Annotated in this window: 18 protein-coding genes; 16 read left to right on the top strand and 2 right to left on the bottom strand. The window is 67.9% G+C overall.

All coding sequences use genetic code 11. The features are described 5' to 3' along the window. Positions 1-50: 50 nt before the first annotated feature. The 12 genes from ACR80S_RS02450 to ACR80S_RS02505 all read left to right on the top strand — a co-directional run bounded on the left by ACR80S_RS02450 (position 51) and on the right by ACR80S_RS02505 (position 12,269). Positions 51-1,190 (top strand): hypothetical protein, encoded by a 1,140-nt coding sequence (locus ACR80S_RS02450; protein WP_435400720.1) that lies wholly within the window; start codon positions 51-53, stop codon positions 1,188-1,190. A gap of 168 nt (positions 1,191-1,358) precedes the next feature. Then, a complete protein-coding gene (glyA, locus tag ACR80S_RS02455) occupies positions 1,359-2,624 on the top strand; it encodes a serine hydroxymethyltransferase (RefSeq protein ID WP_435400721.1) in 1,266 nt (421 codons plus the stop codon). 247 nt (positions 2,625-2,871) lie between these two features. Further along, positions 2,872-4,281: an MBL fold metallo-hydrolase RNA specificity domain-containing protein gene (locus ACR80S_RS02460; RefSeq protein ID WP_435402490.1), complete on the top strand. Its 1,410-nt coding sequence runs from the start codon at positions 2,872-2,874 to the stop codon at positions 4,279-4,281. 23 nt (positions 4,282-4,304) lie between these two features. Next, positions 4,305-4,496, top strand: coding sequence for a YgaP family membrane protein (locus tag ACR80S_RS02465; RefSeq protein WP_435400723.1), 192 nt, complete (start codon positions 4,305-4,307; stop codon positions 4,494-4,496). 193 nt (positions 4,497-4,689) lie between these two features. Then, the gene (locus ACR80S_RS02470; RefSeq protein WP_435400881.1) at positions 4,690-5,556 is read left to right on the top strand and encodes an MBL fold metallo-hydrolase; all 867 of its coding nucleotides are present in this window, start codon (positions 4,690-4,692) and stop codon (positions 5,554-5,556) included. A 10-nt stretch (positions 5,557-5,566) separates the two neighbouring features. Continuing rightward, the gene (locus ACR80S_RS02475) at positions 5,567-7,324 is read left to right on the top strand and encodes a SulP family inorganic anion transporter (protein ID WP_435402491.1); all 1,758 of its coding nucleotides are present in this window, start codon (positions 5,567-5,569) and stop codon (positions 7,322-7,324) included. A gap of 62 nt (positions 7,325-7,386) precedes the next feature. After that, complete coding sequence (locus tag ACR80S_RS02480; RefSeq protein WP_435402492.1) at positions 7,387-7,848, top strand: YeeE/YedE family protein; 462 nt, start codon at positions 7,387-7,389, stop codon at positions 7,846-7,848. Continuing rightward, positions 7,845-8,273, top strand: a complete 429-nt coding sequence (locus ACR80S_RS02485; RefSeq protein ID WP_435400726.1) for a DUF6691 family protein — start codon at positions 7,845-7,847, stop codon at positions 8,271-8,273. The genes ACR80S_RS02480 and ACR80S_RS02485 overlap by 4 nt, the downstream gene beginning before the upstream one ends. A 184-nt stretch (positions 8,274-8,457) precedes the next feature. After that, positions 8,458-9,153, top strand: a complete 696-nt coding sequence (locus ACR80S_RS02490) for a response regulator (RefSeq protein WP_435402493.1) — start codon at positions 8,458-8,460, stop codon at positions 9,151-9,153. Next, positions 9,150-10,469, top strand: a complete 1,320-nt coding sequence (locus tag ACR80S_RS02495; RefSeq protein WP_435402494.1) for an ATP-binding protein — start codon at positions 9,150-9,152, stop codon at positions 10,467-10,469. The genes ACR80S_RS02490 and ACR80S_RS02495 overlap by 4 nt, the downstream gene beginning before the upstream one ends. 57 nt (positions 10,470-10,526) lie before the next feature. Continuing rightward, a complete protein-coding gene (locus ACR80S_RS02500) occupies positions 10,527-11,210 on the top strand; it encodes a c-type cytochrome (RefSeq protein WP_435400728.1) in 684 nt (227 codons plus the stop codon). 12 nt (positions 11,211-11,222) lie between these two features. Next, on the top strand, positions 11,223-12,269 hold the full coding sequence (locus ACR80S_RS02505; RefSeq protein WP_435402495.1) for a c-type cytochrome: 1,047 nt from the start codon (positions 11,223-11,225) through the stop codon (positions 12,267-12,269). A gap of 83 nt (positions 12,270-12,352) precedes the next feature. On the opposite strand, the gene dsbG is transcribed toward ACR80S_RS02505, so the two are convergent. Together dsbG and ACR80S_RS02515 are read right to left on the bottom strand one after the other, a co-directional pair. Beyond that, positions 12,353-13,120, bottom strand: a complete 768-nt coding sequence (gene dsbG / locus ACR80S_RS02510) for a thiol:disulfide interchange protein DsbG (protein WP_435400730.1) — start codon at positions 13,118-13,120, stop codon at positions 12,353-12,355. Positions 13,121-13,180: 60 nt separating this feature from the next. Continuing rightward, on the bottom strand, positions 13,181-14,002 hold the full coding sequence (locus ACR80S_RS02515) for a TlpA family protein disulfide reductase (RefSeq protein WP_435402496.1): 822 nt from the start codon (positions 14,000-14,002) through the stop codon (positions 13,181-13,183). A gap of 212 nt (positions 14,003-14,214) precedes the next feature. Here ACR80S_RS02515 and ACR80S_RS02520 point away from each other — a divergent pair, with 212 nt between their 5' ends. From ACR80S_RS02520 to ribBA, 4 genes are all read left to right on the top strand, one after another. After that, positions 14,215-14,751, top strand: coding sequence for a copper chaperone PCu(A)C (locus ACR80S_RS02520; protein ID WP_435402497.1), 537 nt, complete (start codon positions 14,215-14,217; stop codon positions 14,749-14,751). 89 nt (positions 14,752-14,840) lie between these two features. Further along, complete coding sequence (nrdR, locus tag ACR80S_RS02525) at positions 14,841-15,323, top strand: transcriptional regulator NrdR (protein WP_435400733.1); 483 nt, start codon at positions 14,841-14,843, stop codon at positions 15,321-15,323. Positions 15,324-15,354: 31 nt separating this feature from the next. Beyond that, a complete protein-coding gene (gene ribD / locus ACR80S_RS02530; protein WP_435402498.1) occupies positions 15,355-16,500 on the top strand; it encodes a bifunctional diaminohydroxyphosphoribosylaminopyrimidine deaminase/5-amino-6-(5-phosphoribosylamino)uracil reductase RibD in 1,146 nt (381 codons plus the stop codon). Between the two features lie 114 nt (positions 16,501-16,614). Then, positions 16,615-17,799, top strand: coding sequence for a bifunctional 3,4-dihydroxy-2-butanone-4-phosphate synthase/GTP cyclohydrolase II (ribBA, locus tag ACR80S_RS02535; protein WP_435402499.1), 1,185 nt, complete (start codon positions 16,615-16,617; stop codon positions 17,797-17,799). Positions 17,800-17,806: the final 7 nt, after the last annotated feature.

Consider the following 17,806-nt stretch of genomic DNA (forward strand, 5'->3'; position numbering starts at 1 on the left):
TAGGCTCTCTGTCGGTTCCCCCTTTTCTCCGGTCACACAGGAGGTGATCCATGTCTCGTTCCATCCGCGCCGCGGCGCGCTTTGCCCTGCCCCTGAGCCTCGCTGTCACCTTTGTCACGGCCCCGTCGGCGTTGGCCGACTCCGGGCGTCTGGAGGCCGACCTGCGCGCCTTCTTCGCCGGCGAAGGCACCCTCGAGATCGGCGAGGTCTCCTCGGCGCTGCTGCGCAGCCGCGTCACCGCCGAGGACTTGCGCTTCGAGAGCCACGACGGCGAGCGGCTCTCGGTCGAGCGCTACATCGTCCGCGGCGACTACGACCGTCCCGACGAGGTCACCCTGGAGGGTATTCGCCTGGAGGCGTTCCTGGACGAGCCGGCAGTACTGAGTATCGAACAGGTGGTGCTGGATGAACCCGGTCGCCCGGTGCCGCCGCGCGACGAGGAGGCTCTGTCCGAGCAGTGGCTGGGGAGCCTGGCACTCTCCGGGCTGAACCTCGATCTCGACGAGGGGACGGTGGCCTCCCTGGCCAGCCTGCGCCTGGATGGGGGCCTCGAGGACGGCAGCGGCAGCCTGTGGTTCGAGGCCCTGGAGATCGACCTGGCGCGGGTGATTGACCAGGCCCCGGCCGACGAGCGCACCCGGCTGCGCATGATCAGCAACGTGCTCACCGACGGCAGCGGGCGACTGCGTCTGGACGCCACCTTCGACGCCGAGTGGGAAGAGCTTGACGACCACACCCGGCTCGCCAGCAAAGGGCAGATCGACCTGGTGGACGCCCTGCGCCTGGCCCACGCCGTGACGCTGCCGGTGCGGCTGCCCGAGGGCGTGACCCCGGCGGAACTGTTCACCGACGAGAGCCTGCTCGAAGTCGCCACCCTGCTGGGCGGCGAGCTTCGCCTCACCCTGGGTGACCGCGGGCTCTTCCCGCGCCTGGCCACCCTGGGGGCGGCCATGGGGGGCGTCAGCGAGGCCCAGTACCTGGAGCAGGCGCGCACTCAGGCCCAGGGCTTCGGCATGATGTTCGGCCCCCAGGTGCAGTCCCTGCTTTCCGGGTTGGTCCAACTGATGGAGGGCAGCGCCAGCGAACTCGAGATCAGCGCCAATCTGCCCGTCGAGAGCCGGCTGGACAGCCTGGCCGACGACCCCCTGGCCCTACCCGAGCGGCTCGATCTGCGCGTGGAGACACGCTGACCCCAGCGTCCAGGTCAGGCGCCAGGGCCGAGATGAGCGACGCCGCCAGGCGCGGGATGGGATGAAATCGCCTCAGCCCGGGATGATGGTGTTTCATATGAAAGCGCTTCGGGGCTGGGGTATCATAAGGGCCTTGGATTTTTACCTTTGATGCGAGGTCCCCCGCCCATGTTCAGCCGCGACATGACGATTGCCGGTTTCGATGATGCCCTGTTCGACGCGATGCAGAAGGAAGTCGCGCGCCAGGAAGCGCACATCGAACTCATCGCCTCCGAGAACTACGCAAGCCCAAGGGTGATGGAAGCCCAGGGCAGCCAGCTGACCAACAAGTACGCGGAAGGCTATCCCGGCAAGCGCTACTACGGCGGCTGTGAGTACGTCGACATCGTCGAGCAGCTGGCCATCGACTACGCCAAGCAGCTGTTCGGCGCGAGCTACGCCAACGTCCAGCCCCACTCCGGCTCCCAGGCCAACGGCGCTGTCTTCCAGGCGCTGATCAAGCCGGGCGACACCGTGCTGGGCATGAGCCTCGACGCCGGCGGCCACCTGACCCACGGCGCCAAGCCCAACTTTTCCGGCAAGCATTACCACGCCGTGCAGTACGGGATCGACGAGAGCGGTCGCATCGACTACGAAGAGGTAGCGAAGCTGGCCCACGAACACCGGCCGAAGATGATCATCGCCGGCTTCTCCGCCTATTCCCAGATCATCGACTGGGCGAAATTCCGCGAGATCGCCGATGAGGTGGGCGCCTACCTGCTGGTCGACATGGCCCACGTGGCCGGCCTGGTGGCCGCCGGTGTCTACCCGACCCCGCTGCCTCACGCCCATGTCGTCACCACCACCACCCACAAGACCCTGCGCGGCCCGCGCGGCGGCCTGATTCTTTCCGCCGAGAACGATGCCGACATCGAGAAGAAGCTGCAGTCCGCGGTCTTCCCGGGCATTCAGGGCGGCCCGCTGGAGCACGTCATCGCCGCCAAGGCGATCTGCTTCAAGGAGGCCATGGACCCCGGGTTCAAGACCTACCAGCAGCAGGTGGTGAAGAACGCCCAGACCATGGCCACCGTGTTCATCGAGCGGGGCTACGAGGTGGTCTCCGGCGGCACCGAGGATCACCTCTTCCTGCTCGCGCTGATCAAGCAGGGCCTGACCGGCAAGGACGCGGACGCGGCCCTGGGTCGCGCCCACATCACCGTCAACAAGAACGCTGTGCCGGGCGACCCCCAGAGCCCGTTCGTCACCTCCGGCCTGCGCATCGGAACCCCGGCGGTGACCACCCGCGGCTTCGGCGAGGGCGAGTGCAAGGAACTCGCCGGCTGGATCTGCGACATCCTCGACGTGATGGCGAAAGGTGAAGACCCCACCGCCATCGAGGCCGAGGTGAAGGCCAAGGTCGAGGCCGTCTGCGCACGGTTCCCTGTGTATCGCTGAGTCGGTCTTTCGCTGAGTCGGTCTTTCGCTGAGCCGGTCTTTCGCTGATCAGCCGGCGGCTTCGGCCGAGCTCCCAGCCCGCGCCCCGCCCCGTGACAACGGTGCGGGGCGCGGTCGTTATGTCATCCTTCATTGGCCAAGATCACATATCGTTATTTTCTGATGCGCACCCTCGCCTCCGATCCATTATTCTGCTTGTAAGAGGGAATCACCCAGGGCACCTCCGCTGGCAAAGGAGCGCACCACCATGTCGACATTGACCTTCCAGGGCGCGGTGAAGGAAGTCACCGGCTCTCGCTACCTGATCGAGCTGGACGGCAACGGTAGCCCGAAGACGCTGCTGCTGGAGTGTGGGCTGCACCAGGGCGGGCCCGATGCCGACGAGGCCAACGCCAGATCCTTCGGCAAGTTGGCCCATGAACTGGACGGGGTAGTGCTCTCCCACGGCCACCTGGACCACTCGGGCCTGCTGCCCAAGCTGGTGCGCGAGGGCTTCAGCGGTCCGATCCACTGCACCCGGGGCACCCGCGACCTGCTGGCGATCATGCTCCTGGATTCCGCCTTCATCATGGCCAAGGACGTCGAGTGGGAGAACAAGTGGCGCAGGCGCAACGGCAAGCCGCTGGTCGAGCCGCTCTACGAGCTGGACGACGTGGAGCGCACGCTGGCCCTGTGCGAGTCGCACCCCTACGGCAAGCCGGTCGATCTGCCGGGCGGGGCGACCCTGGTGTTCCGCGATGCCGGCCACATCCTCGGCTCGGCCATCGTCGAACTGGGCATCCCCTCCGGCGGCCAGACCAAGCGGCTGGTGTTCTCCGGCGACCTGGGCAACCCCAGCTCGGTACTGATGCGCGACCCCGACAAGGTCCATGAGGCCGATGTGGTGCTGATGGAGAGCACCTACGGCGATCGCGACCACCGCCCCCTGGACGAGACCCTGGAGGAGTTCGCACAGGTGCTGGAGGAGGCCCACGCGGCGGGCGGCAACGTGCTGATTCCCGCCTTCGCCGTGGGGCGCACCCAGGAGGTCCTCTACCACCTCAGCGTGCTCTACCACGAGGGGCGGCTGCGTCAGCAGATGGTGTTCCTCGACAGCCCCATGGCGATCAAGGTCACCGAACTTTACCACCGGGCGCGCAAGGCGCTGGATGCCGAGGATCTCAAGGTGCTCAACATCGCCGCTGGCGGCGACACCAGCCAGTACCTGCCGATCCTGCGCATGACCCGCACGGTGGAGGAGTCCATGGCCATCAACCGCATCCACGGCGGGGCCATCATCATCGCCGGGGCCGGCATGTGCACCGGCGGGCGCATCATCCACCACTTCCGCTACAACCTGGAGAAGCCCACGACCCGGCTGGTGATCGTCGGCTTCCAGGCCGCCGGCACCCTGGGCCGCCAGATCGTCGACGGCGCAAAGCGGGTGCGCGTGCTGGGCCATGACCTGGCGGTCAAGGCGAAGGTGCACACCATCGGTGGTTTCTCCGCCCACGCCGGCCAGACCGACATGATCGGCTGGGCCGGCGCCTTCAGAAACAACCCCCGATTCTACCTGGTCCATGGCGAGCCCGGGACCCAGGAAGCCTTCAAGGCCGCCCTGGCCGAAAGCGGCATCGAGGCCGAGATTCCCGCCTACGGCGACCGCATCGAGCTGTAGTCATTACCCGAGAGGAGAGCACCATGAAGAGCAACGTGGGAGGCATCGACAAGATTGCCCGTATCGTGATCGGCGCTGTGCTTATCGGCATGGCCATGACCGGCGTCATCGGCGCCTGGGGCTGGATCGGCGTTCTGCCGCTGGCCACCGGGCTGATCAACTTCTGCCCGGCCTACGGCTTGCTGGGCATCAGTACCTGCAAGCTGAAGAAGTAGCGGCAAGGCGTTGCCGCAGCGAAGCGAGGCCCATCGCCATGGCGGTGGGCCTCGTGCGTGTTTGAGGGGGGCCGGGGCAGAGACGAGGCTTAATATGCAATAATAATCTAACGTTATAACCTGTTTTGGGTTATACTGGGTTCATTCCCCAGCATTGACATCCAAGGAGGCTCCTTCCATGTCACATACGACCGTGCTTCATCCCATCGTGACCCACTTCTTCGACGAGCCCACCAATACCTTCAGCTATGTGGTTCAGGACCCCGATAGCCGTGCCTGTGCCATCCTCGATTCGGTGCTCGATTTCGACTATGCCGCCGGGCGTACCGACGTGCGCTCCGCCGATGAGATCATCGCCTTCGTGCGCGACAACAACCTGAAGGTGGAGTGGATCCTCGAGACCCACGTCCACGCCGATCATCTCTCCGCCGCGCCTTACCTCCACGAGGCACTAGGTGGCAAGACCGGTATCGGCGCCAGGATTACCGTGGTGCAGGACGTCTTCGGCAAGGCCTTCAACGCCGGCACCGAGTTCGCCCGGGACGGCAGCCAGTTCGACCGTCTCTTCGAGGAGGGCGACACCTTCACCATCGGTAGCCTGGAAGGGCGGGTGCTGCATACCCCGGGCCACACCCCGGCCTGCCTGACCTACGTGATCGGCGACGCCGCCTTCGTCGGCGACACCCTGTTCATGCCCGACTACGGCACCGCCCGCTGCGACTTCCCCGGCGGCGACGCGCGCACTCTCTACCGCTCCATCCAGAAGGTGCTGGCCCTGCCGGACGAGACCCGCCTCTTTCTGTGCCATGACTACAAGGCGCCGGAGCGCGAGGAGTTCCAGCACGAGACCAGCGTGGTCGATCAGCGAGAGCAGAATGTGCACGTGCACGAGGGCATCAGCGAGGATGAATTCGTCAAGATGCGCACCGAGCGCGACGCCACCCTCGACATGCCGAAGCTGATCCTGCCCTCGGTGCAGGTCAACATGCGTGCCGGCCATATGCCGCCTGCCGAGGACAACGGCCAGGTCTACCTCAAGGTGCCGATCAACACGTTCTGAGGCCCGCCGCGTGAATCCCAAGCGCTACCTGCCGATCCTTCAGTGGTTGCCGAGCTATGGCCGCGCCACCCTGACCAGCGACCTGCTGGCGGCGGTGATTGTCACCGTCATGCTGATCCCGCAGTCGCTGGCCTACGCCATGCTGGCCGGGCTGCCGCCCGAGGTTGGGCTCTACGCCAGCATCGCGCCGCTGATGGTCTACGCGGTATTCGGCACCAGCCGTACTTTAGCGGTGGGGCCGGTGGCGGTAGTCTCGCTGATGACCGCCGCGGCGGTGGGCCAGATCGCCCTCCAGGGCACGCCGGAATATCTCGGCGCAGCCCTGGTGCTGGCGCTGATGTCCGGCCTGATCCTCACCCTGATGGGGGTGGCGCGGCTCGGTTTTCTGGCCAACTTCCTCAGCCATCCGGTGATCTCGGGCTTCATTACCGCCTCGGGGCTGATCATCGCCGCCAGCCAGCTCAAGCATGTGCTGGGCGTGGAGGCCGGCGGCCATAATCTGCTGGAACTTCTTGTCAGCCTCGCCGACAGCCTGGGCCAGGTGAGTGCCCCGACCCTGGCGATCGGCCTCGGCGTTCTCACCTTCCTCTACGCCGCGCGGCGCTGGCTCAAGCCTTCCCTGGTGCGCCTGGGCGTGGCCCCTCGGCCGGCAGACATGTTGACCAAGGCCGCGCCGATCCTCGCCGTGGCGGTCACGACGCTGGCCACCTGGGGGGCCGGCCTCGACGCCCATGGCGTGGCCGTGGTGGGCGTAGTGCCGGCGGGCCTGCCGCCGCTGACGCTGCCCGGCTTCGACAGCGGCCTGTGGAGCCAGCTGTTCGTGGCGGCGCTGCTGATCAGCATCGTCGGCTTCGTCGAGTCGGTGTCGGTGGGCCAGACCCTGGCCGCCAAACGCCGCCAGCGCATCGACCCCGACCAGGAGCTGGTGGGCCTGGGTACCTCGAATATCGCCGCGTCGTTCACCGGGGGCATGCCGGTCACCGGGGGCTTCGCCCGCTCGGTGGTCAACTTCGACGCCGGCGCCGAGACCCCGGCGGCCGGGGCCTTCACCGCGGTGGGCATCGCCGGGGCGGCGCTGTTGCTCACCCCGCTGATCGCCTACCTGCCCATCGCCACCCTGGCGGCTACCATCATCGTCGCGGTGCTCTCGCTGGTTGACCTTCCTGCCATCAGGCGCACCTGGGCCTACTCCCGCGGTGACTTCGCCGCCATGTTGGCGACCATCGTCGTGACCCTGATCGTCGGTGTGGAGAGCGGCATCACGGTAGGGGTGGGGCTGTCGCTGGCGCTTCACCTCTACCGTACCAGCCGTCCCCACAGCGCCGTGGTGGGGCGGGTGCCGGGCAGCGAGCACTTCCGCAACGTGAAGCGCCATGAGGTGGAGACCGACGACCGACTGGCGATCCTGAGGGTCGACGAGAGCCTCTATTTCGCCAACGCCCGCTACCTCGAAGACACCGTGATGGAACTGGCCGCCCGCCAGCCGGGCCTCGACCACATCGTGCTGGCCTGTCAGGCGGTCAACGTCATCGACGCCTCGGCGCTGGAGAGCCTGGAGGCGATCAATGCACGACTCAAGGACTCGGGTGTCGCCTTGCACCTGGCGGAGGTGAAGGGTCCGGTGATGGATCGCCTCAAGCAGACCGAGTTCTGCCATGAGATGACCGGCCAGGTGTTCCTGAGCACCTATGACGCCTGGCGGGAGCTGCATGGCGAGAGCGATGGGACTCTGTCCCGCCGCTGCGCCGAGCTGCCGCCGCCGTCCTAGACGACAGGCGTCAACGATTCGACATACCCGCATCCGCGGATTCACAACGAGGAGAGAGTAGCGTGGACTGGAGTTCATCCCTGCAAGGGCTGGCCGGCGGCATCCTGATCGGTCTATCCGCCACCTGGCTGATGGCCACCCTGGGCCGTATCGCCGGCATCAGCGGCATCATCGGCACCCTGATCACCGCGCGGCCCCAGGGCGATAGCGCCTGGCGGCTGACCTTCCTGCTGGGCCTGATCAGCGGCCCGATCGTGTTGATACTGCTCGGCGGAGGCCTGGGCAACGTGGCTGGCAGCCCCGGCGAGGTCGTTGGCCAGCCCGCCGGCGGTGTGTTGCTGATGCTGGTCGCCGGCCTCTTGGTTGGCGTGGGGACCAGCCTGGGCAGCGGCTGCACCAGCGGCCATGGCGTCTGCGGCCTGGCGCGCCTCTCGCCGCGCTCCCTGGCGGCGACCCTGACCTTCCTGGTCGCGGCGATCATCACTGTCTATGTGGTTCGGCACTTGACAGGAGGTGGCGCATGAAAACGTCGATCTTGAAACCCGTGATGGGCTACATCGCCGGCCTGCTGTTCGGCCTCGGACTCGGCATCTCCGGCATGACCGACCCGGCCCGGGTCCTGGGTTTCCTCGACCTCTTCGGCGCCTGGGACCCGACCCTGATGTTCGTGCTCGGCGGCGCCGTGGTGACCAACTTCATCGGTTACCGTCTGGTCTTCAAGCGGCCCAACCCGATCTACGGCGAGGCCTTCCAGCTGCCCACCCGCCAGGATCTCGACGCTCGCCTGATCGGCGGCGCTGCGCTGTTCGGCATCGGCTGGGGGCTCTCCGGCTACTGTCCGGGTCCGGCCTTCGCCTCCATCGCCGGGCTCACCCTGCCGCTGGCGGCCATGCTGGTGGCCATGGTGGCCGGCTGGTTCCTGGCCAAGGCGATTCCGGCACGAAGCTGAATCACTCCCTCCGGGTGACACCTTTGCGTCCCCGCCGGTCTTGCCGGCGGGGACGCCTGCGTCTGGGCCGGTCGCGAGTGGCCTTTGACCAATGGACCAGTCGATCCGGTCGTACTCTTATCACGGGTTAACGCCGTCTTAATTGACGAGTGACACGATGTCGCTCACACGAGGATTCCATCTCATGCACATTCTGCTGATCGAGGATGACGCTCTGGTTGCCTCCGGTATCCAGGCCGGTCTGACCGTCCACGACTTCGTGGTCGACCATGTGGAGACGATGGCCGAGGCGCGAAGCGCCATGGAGACCGTCTCCAGCGACGCCGTGATCCTCGACCGGGGGCTACCCGACGGCGATGGCCTGGCGCTGCTGGAGGAGTGGCGCGCCGCTGGGGTTAACACCCCGGTGCTGGTGCTGACCGCACGTGACACCGTGCAGGACCGCGTGGCGGGTCTGCATGGGGGAGCAGACGACTACCTGATCAAGCCCTTCGACCTCGACGAACTGGTGGCTCGTCTGCAGGCCTTGCTGCGCCGTGCCGCCGGGCGTCCGCGCACCCTGATCGAGCATGGGGCGCTATGTCTCGACCCGTTGGCCCGGGAGGTCACCGTGGCCGGGCACCGGATCGCGCTGTCGCGCCGCGAGCTGGTGCTGCTTGAGACCTTCCTGCAGTCGCCGCGCAGAGTGCTCTCCGCCGACCAGCTCAAGGACAGCCTCTACGGCATGAACGACGAGGTGGAGAGTAATGCCCTCAATGTGCATATCCATCACTTGCGACGCAAGCTCGGCAGCCGAGTGATCGAGACGGTGCGTGGGCTGGGCTACCGGCTGGGCAAGCCCTCGGCGGTGGAGCTGCCCGACAAGGGGAGGGCGCCATGAGTCTGCGCACGCGACTGGTGCTGACCCTGGGGCTTACCCTGGCGTTGCTCTGGAGCCTGGCCGCGGCCTGGCTGATGCGTAATCTCGAGGAGCAGTTCGTCGCCACCCTGGATCAGCGCCTGGCTCAATCGGCGCGCATGGTGGCCGGGTTGATGGCCCAGTTCCCCGAGGACGTGTGGCTTCAGGCCGACCAGCGGGCGCTGTCGATCCCGCCCATCGAGGGGCTGGCCTGCCAGGTGCATTCGCCCCGTGGCGAGATCATGGCGCGTACCCACACCGATCTGGAGACGATTCTGGCCCCGGGCGAGCGGGGGCATGCCTACCGCGAGGAGGGCGGCGTCACCTGGCGGGTGTTCACCTACGAGCGTGGTGGGCTGACCATCACCACCGCCGACCGCATGGACGAGCGCGACATGCTGCTGCGCAACGTCTTCCAGGTGGCCGTGGTGCCCTTCGCGGTGGCGCTCTTGGGCAGCATGGCGGCGCTGTGGCTGGGCGTGTGGCGGGGCCTGGCCCCGCTCTCCCGGCTTCGCGACTCCCTGGCGCGCCGCCATCCGGATGCCCTCGCGCCGGTGGCGACCTACGGTGTGCCGGTGGAACTGCGTCCGCTGATCGAGACGCTCAACACCCTGCTGGCACGGATCCAGCAGGCCATCGTGCGCGAGCAGCGTTTCACCAGCGATGCCGCCCACGAGCTGAAGACGCCGCTCACCGCGATCAAGACCCACCTGCAGGTGGCGCGTCGCGTGGAGGGGGACGCCGCCCGCCAGTCGCTGGCCTATGCTGAAGAGGGAGTGGGGAGGCTCGCGCGCATCCTGGACCAGCTGCTGATGCTGGCCAGGGTGGAGGGGCGCGTGCAGTTCGAGGACGGTGAGCCGTGCCGCGTGGCCGACGTGGTCGAGCTGGCCCTGCGCGATACCGGGGTGGCCCCGGAACGCTTCGTGCTGCCTGAGGCGTGGCCCGAGGCGGAGCTAGCCCTGCCTCGGGAGCTGGCCGTTACCGCGCTGCGCAACCTGGTCGACAACGCCCTTCGCCACGGTGGCGAGAGCGAGCCGGTGGCGGTGAATGCCGAGTGGGACAAGGGGGCCGGTGAGCTGACCTTTCGGGTGCGCGATCAAGGACCGGGGGTGGACGACAAGGCGCTCACCCAGATGTCCCAGCGCTTCTGGCGAGCCAGCAAGCAGGGAGGCAGCGGCCTGGGGCTGGCCATCGTGATGGCCATCGCCGAGCGCTTCGCCGGCCGGCTGGATTTTGCCCGCCCTGAAGGGGATGGGCTGGAGGCTTGCCTGATCGTTCCGGTCAAGGTGGGTCGTTGAACTGCCCTTTCTGAACGTTCCGTACAGGGGTCGATGACAACACGAGGGGAAACCGCTATGTCCGACAAGGGGATCATGGGGACCAGCAAGAGGATCACGGGGAGGCTCGGCCTGCTGCTGGGCGTCGCCCTGGCCACTGGCCAGGCCATGGCATTGGAAGGGGATGCCGAGCGGGGCCAGGCGGCGGCGGGAACCTGCGTGGCCTGCCATCAGACCGACGGCAGCGGCATGAACCTGCCCGGCGGCGAATCCTGGCCGCGCCTGGCAGGAATGGACGCCGACTATATTGCCAAGCAGCTACACGACTTCAAGGAGGGTCGTCGCCAGAACGCCTCCATGATGGCCTTCGCCAACATGCTCGATGATCAGCAGATCGCCGACGTGGCGGCCTATTACAGCCAGATGTCGGTCACCGCCGCCCAGGGGGGCGACATCGATGACGAGTTGCTGGCCCGCGGCGAGCAGCTGGCCCTGCGCGGCGACTGGGACGAGTACATCGTCTCATGCAAGAGCTGCCACGGCCCGCGCAACGAGGGTGCCGGCAGCAGCTTCCCGGGCATCAGTAGTCAGCACGCCGGCTACATCGAGAGCCAGCTGCGCGCCTGGCAGGCCGACGAGCGCAGCAATGACCCGCAGAACCTGATGGGGGCCATTGCCAAGCGCATGAGCGACGAGGACATCCGCGCCGTTTCCGCCTGGCTGGCCAGCCAGTCCGTGGCGTCAGAAGTGGCGTCAGAATAAGGGGAGCAGACCATGAAACATCACAGGACAATCCTGGGCAGGACCACCCTGGCGGTGGCCAGTGCCACCCTGGTGGCCGGTGTCAGCCTGGGGGTGAGCGCCGAAACCCAGCACCCGGCGGTCGATACCCTGGTGGAGATGGGCTATCCGGCGCCCCAGGAGGGCGAGCTGGTGCACATCCCGCCCACCATGGCAGATCTCGAGGCTTCCGATCTGCACCCGGAGACCAAGCAGGTCATCCGTCGCGGCTACGATCTCTTCACCAACACCCAGCAGCTGCGCGGCGAGAACGTCTTCAACGACATGAACTGCTCCAGCTGCCACCTGGGCGAGGGGCGTCAGCCGTTCAGCGCGCCGGTGTGGGCGGCGGCGGTGACACTGCCCCACTACCGCGGCAAGAACGATCACGTCAACAACCTGGAGGAGCGCATCGCGGGCTGCTTCGCCTACTCCATGAACGGCGTGCCGCCGGCGTACGGCAGCGACGACATGCTGGCGATGACCGCCTACCACCAGTGGCTGGCCAAGGGTGCGCCCGTGTATCCCGACCAACCGATCTACGGTCGCGGCTTCCCGGCGCCGGATCGCCCCGACGAGCTCAGCTACGAGAACGGCGAGGCGCTCTATGTGGAGAACTGCGCGATCTGCCACAGCGAGGACGGCTCCGGTTACTACCAGGACGGTGAGTACATCTTCCCGCCGCCCTGGGGCGATGGCTCCAACAACTGGGGCGCGGGGATCGTGCGCCTGTTCACCGCGGCCGGATTCATCAAGAACAACATGCCGCTGGGTCAGCCGCTCTCGCTCTCCGACCAGGAGGCCTGGGACATCGCCTACTACATGAGCAGCCAGGAGCGGCCGCAGGATCCGCGCTATAACGGCGATGTGGCCGAGACCCTGGAGCGCTTCGGCCCGACCTTCCACCGCCACTCCCTCTACGGCCAGGAGGGCCAGGACGGCCAGGTGCTGGCCGACCACGCCAACTGGGGCGAGAAGGGCGACGAGGTGAAACCGTGGAACGTTGGCCAGCCGCGCTTCGAGGCTCTCAAGGAGGAGTGATCCCCGACGCCCTGGCGGCACCATGAGACGCCCCGCCTGGCCAAGCCAGGCGGGGCGTCACGCATCAGGGGTTTGCTTAGGCCTCAGGGCGCCTCGCCGCCCATCACCTCGATCATCCGCTCGTCGCTCGGCAGCCCCTGGACGCGGTCGACCCGCTCGCCGTCGCGAAACAACGTGGAGGGGGTGGCGATCATGCCTAGCTCCTCGAACAGCTGGTTGTTGGCATAGACCTGCTCCTCGATCTCGCGAGCCTGGGCGATGGGGATAACCTCCTCGCCGCCGTCGCTGTGGGCGTGCAGCGCCTCGGCCGGGTCTTCGGCGCCCAGCAGGGTCGCCGCCTTGGCGGGGCTGTTGGAGGCGAGGATGCCCACCATGATATGGCGAAGCTGCACCTCACCGGCCTCCACCCAGGGACGCGCCGCCTCCCAGAACTGCCGGCAGAAGGGGCAGTTGGGGTCGGTGAAGGTGTAGACCACCCGCGGTGCCTCGGCATCGCCGTCCTGGATCCAGTGGCTCTGCTCCAGACGCTCCCACACCTCGGCGAATTGGGCGGCGCGCACATGCTCGTCCAGGGCGGCGTCGGAGAGGTCGTTGCCCTCGGCGTCCACCAGGGTGCCGACGATGGCGTGCTCGCCGTCCGGGGTCAGGTAGATGGCCACCTCGCCGCTGGGGTAACTGGCCGCAAAGCCGGTGAGGCCGCCGGGGGCCTCGAACTCGGCGTGAATCTCCAGGCCCTGGGCGCTGAGCGCCTGCACCGGTGCAGGCCAGTGGTCATCGGCCAGGGTGGGTGTGGCCACGGCCAGGGCCAGGGCCAGGGCGCCTATCGGCAGCAGGGGGTAGGGCAGTCGCATGGGGAGATCCTTTCTCACAACATCGGGGGGCTCATGACATCGGGGGTAGCGGGGCGATCCTCAGCGCAGGCGCTCAAGCCCGCGCGTGAGGGTGGCGCGCGACAGTTCACCGAAGTGAGTGTCCACCAGGCGGCCCTCGGCGTTGTAATAGAGGGTGGTCGGCATGGCCATGGCGCCGGTGGCATCGCCCAGGGCGTTGCGGGCATCGAGCAGCACGTTGTCCAGGGTCAATGACTCGTGGTCAAGGAAACGGTTCACCAGGGTGGCGTCCTCACCCTGATTGACGAATACGAAGGTGATGTCGCTCTCCTCCTGCTGGGCCTGCTCGAACACCGGCATCTCCCGGCGGCAGGGCGGGCACCAGGTGGCCCAGAGGTTGATCACCATGGGTTGGCCGTCGCGCTCGGCCAGGGCCGGTAGGTCGATGATGTGCCCCTCGAGGGTCGCCAGTGCGACGTCCGGGATGGGTCGGCTCTGGCTCTCCAGCAGCAGCAGGGGGCCGGCGGTGAGACCCCAGGTGAAGGCGCCGGCCAGCAGGGCGCCAGAGAGCGCCGCCCGCTGGCGGGGTGCCTTCCACAGCCGCCATGCGGCGTAGCCCAAACCCGCCAGCAAGCCGCCCAGCGGGTCGAAACCGCCATCGCGAATATCCAGCATGGAGAGCGGACCCTCGTAGCTGCCCCAGTAGCGGGCCACGAACAGCAGGCGGGCGCCGACCAGGGCGACCAGCAGCAGGGTGAAGAGGGTGTCGGTGGTGGGCGTGCGATGGCGTCGCCCGATCAGCGCCCCGGCGAGCAGGGCGATGCCGAAGGCCAGCATGATCAGCAGCTGGCCGATGGAGAGGCCCAGCGGGCCGATCGCGATGCTCTGGTTCAGTCCGTGCATGTGGGGCTCCGTGTGGGTCGAGGTGACCGGGTGTCGGCAGGGTAGGGTGGCAGGGCTGCCGGTAGCGAGTGTGTCAGTCGTGGATTAGCGGGGTATTATCCGCCGTGCCTCAGCGGCGGCGTGGGGCGTTATGTCGCAAGGGCGTTCCGCGCGCTCGACAGTAGGATGGCCGGACACGCCCGCCCGCTAAACTCGCACAAGGAAGCTCTCCCATGCGTCATCCCGCCCTGTCTCTCCTTCGCGCGTCCCTTGCCGGCCTGGCCCTGGCGCTGGCCAGCCAAGGGGTATTGGCCCAGCCGCTGGCGGTCGAGAACGTCCAGGTGCGTGCCGTGCCGCCGGTCTCCACCACCACGGCGGCCTTCATGGTGCTGCATAACCGGGGTGATAGCGACCGGGCGGTGATCGATGCCCATTCGTCGGCCGCCGAGATTACCGAACTGCACAACCATGTGGACGTGGACGGCGTCATGCAGATGCGCCGCGTAGCCGAGGTCGCTGTGCCCGCCGGCGGACGCGTCGAACTGGCCCCGGGTGGCCTGCATCTGATGCTGATCGACCTGGTGGCGCCGCTCCACGAGGACGACGAGGTCGAGATCACCCTGGTGCTGGACAACGACGAGACCCTGACCCTGTCGGCTCCGGTCAAACGCATCGAGGTGATGGGTGGCGACATGCCCGGGATGGATAGCGGCCACGGTGGCGGCCACGGTGGCGGCCACCAGGGCCACCAGGGCCACCAGGGCCACTGAGGGGTTCTTGCGGGGTCACGCTGGGCGGGGGCGGTCGCAGTCGCTACAATGCGTCAACGCTCCCCGTCTCTCCAACCCGGAACCCCGCGATGCACTGCCCCTTCTGCGGTACCCATGACACCAAGGTCACCGATTCGCGGCTGGTCGCCGAGGGGGACCAGGTACGTCGCCGCCGCCAGTGCGTGGCCTGTGGCGAACGCTTCACCACCTACGAGACCGCCGAGCTGGTGATGCCCCGGGTGATCAAGGCCGACGGCTCCCGCGAATCCTTCGACGAGCAGAAGCTGCGCGCCGGCATGCTGAGAGCGCTGGAGAAGCGCCCGGTGAGCGCCGAATCCATCGAGGCGGCGGTGCAGCGCATCCGCCAGACACTGCGGGCCCGGGGCGAGCGGGAGATCCACGCTCGCGATATCGGCGAGCAGGTGATGCTCGCCCTCAAGCGTCTCGACCAGGTCGCCTACATCCGCTTCGCCTCTGTCTACCGCAGCTTCCAGGACATCGACGAGTTTCGCGCCGAGATCGATCGCCTGGCCCAGGAGCCGACCTTCGGCCCCGACGAGCCCCGCGGCTGACCGCCGCCTACCCGACACCCCAAGGAGTCCCATGGCCCAACAGCCTCCCGAAGCCTGGATGGCCCGGGCCCTGGAACTGGCCCGCCGCGGCCTCTATACCACCGACCCCAACCCCCGCGTCGGCTGCGTGCTGGTCAGGCACGAGCGCCTGGTCGGCGAGGGTTTTCACCTGCGCGCTGGCGCGCCCCACGCCGAGGTCCACGCCCTGGCCCAGGCCGGCGAGGCCGCCTGCGGTGCCACTGCCTATGTCACGTTGGAACCCTGCTCTCACCAGGGTCGCACCGGGCCCTGCGCCGTGGCGCTGGTCGAGGCCGGCGTGGCGCGGGTGGTGGTGGCCATGGCCGACCCCAACCCGGCGGTGGCCGGACGCGGCATCGCCCTGCTGCGCGAGGCCGGCATCGAGGTGGAGGTCGGCGTGCTGGAAGAACAAGCCCGCGCGCTCAATCCCGGCTTTATCATGCGCATGGACCACGGCCGCCCCTTCGTGCGGCTGAAAATGGCCATGAGTCTCGACGGCCGCACCGCCATGCGCTCCGGCGAGTCCCAGTGGATCACCGGCCCCCAGGCCCGTCGCGAGGTGCAGCGCCTGCGCGCCCGCTCCAGTGCCGTGCTGACCGGGGTGGACTCGGTGATCTTCGACAACTCGCGCCTCACCGTGCGGCCGGAGCAGGCCGAGCTCGAGGGCGTCGAGCTGATCGCTGGCCGCCAGCCGCTGCGGGTGGTGGTGGATACCCACCTGCGCCTGCCCGAGGCCGCAGCCTGCCTGATCGAGCCCGGTCGTACCCTGGTGGCCACCGTCGAGGAGCACGCGCCGGAGCGGCGCGAACGGCTCGAGGCCGCCGGCGCCGAGGTGGTGTCCCTGCCGGCCGACGGCAATGGCCGCGTCGACCTCCATGCCGTGCTGCGTTATCTGGCCGACGTGGAGCAGGCTAACGAGGTGCTGCTGGAGACCGGCGCGACGCTGGCCGGGGCCATGCTCGACGAGGGCCTGGTGGACGAGATGCAGCTGTTCGTGGCGCCAACCCTGCTGGGCGGCGAGGCCCGGCCGCTGTTCCAGCTTGCCGGCATCGAGAGCATGGCCCAGCAGCGCGGCCTTACGATCCTCGATATCCGCGCCGTGGGCCGCGACTGGCGCATCACCGCCCGGCCCGAGCGCCGCACACTGGCCGAAAAGTAGCGCCCGACGCCGCGCCACGTTACTCTGACGCCGTTTCGAGGCGGGGTGCTGCCTGCGGACGACACCGCTGTCGCCGTCTGCCGACGCCCGCCAGGCTGAATTTCTGGAGAACTCATGGTGAACTCAACTGCCGGCGGTCTGGCTCCCATCGAGGACCTGATCGAGGACATCCGCCAGGGCAAGATGGTGATCCTCATGGACGATGAGGATCGCGAAAACGAAGGCGACCTGATCATGGCCGCCGAGAAGGTGCAGGCCGAGCACATCAACTTCATGGCGCGCTACGGCCGTGGGCTGATCTGCCTGCCCATGACCCGCGAGCGCTGCGAACGTCTCAACCTGCCGCTGATGGTCAGCGACAACGGGTCGGGGTTTGCCACCAAGTTTACCGTCTCCATCGAGGCCGCCGAGGGCGTGACCACCGGCATCTCCGCCGCCGATCGTGCGCGCACCGTGCAGGCCGCGGTCACTCGGGATGCCACCGCCGCGGATATCGTCCAGCCGGGGCATATCTTCCCGCTGATGGCCGAGCCTGGCGGCGTGCTGCGCCGTGCCGGCCACACCGAGGCCGCCTGCGACCTCTCCGCCCTGGCCGGGTTCGACCCCAGCGGCGTGATCTGCGAGATCATGAACGAAGACGGCACCATGGCCCGCCGCTCGGAGCTCGAGGTGTTCGCCGCAGAACACGGCCTGAAGATGGGCACCATCGCCGACCTGATCCACTACCGCATCCATAACGAGCAGACCGTGCAGCATGTGGAAGCCACGCCGGTCCACACCGCCCACGGCGAGCTGACCCTGCACGTATTCCGCGACAGCATCCAGGGCGCCCACCACCTGGCGCTGGTCAAGGGGCGCCCCAGCCCCGAGACGCCGACCACGGTGCGCGTCCACCTGGCCGATGCCATGCGGGACCTGCTCTGCCTGCAGAAGGGGGAAAGCGCCCAGTGGAATTCCCACCGGGCCATCGCCGAGGTGGCGCGCGCCGATCGCGGTGTTTTCGTGCTGATCGACGACGGCCGCCCGCGGCAGGACCTGCGTGACTACCTGGACACCTTCCTGGAGCGCCGGCGGGCGCCGCGCACCAGCGACTCCGACGGCGCCGGCAACTACCTGACCATCGGCACCGGCTCGCAGATCCTGCGCCACCTGGGCGTGGGCAAGATGCGCCTGCTCAGCTCGCCCTGGAAGTTCTCGGCCCTCTCCGGCTTCGACCTGGAAGTGGTCGAACGGCTGAGCCCCGAGGACATCGCATACCCCGCCGCCGAGGCCGAGCCCTCCGAGACCCGCGGCGACTGACGCCGAC

This window comes from Halomonas salsilacus (assembly GCF_051216275.1).
Lineage (GTDB): Bacteria > Pseudomonadota > Gammaproteobacteria > Pseudomonadales > Halomonadaceae > Halomonas.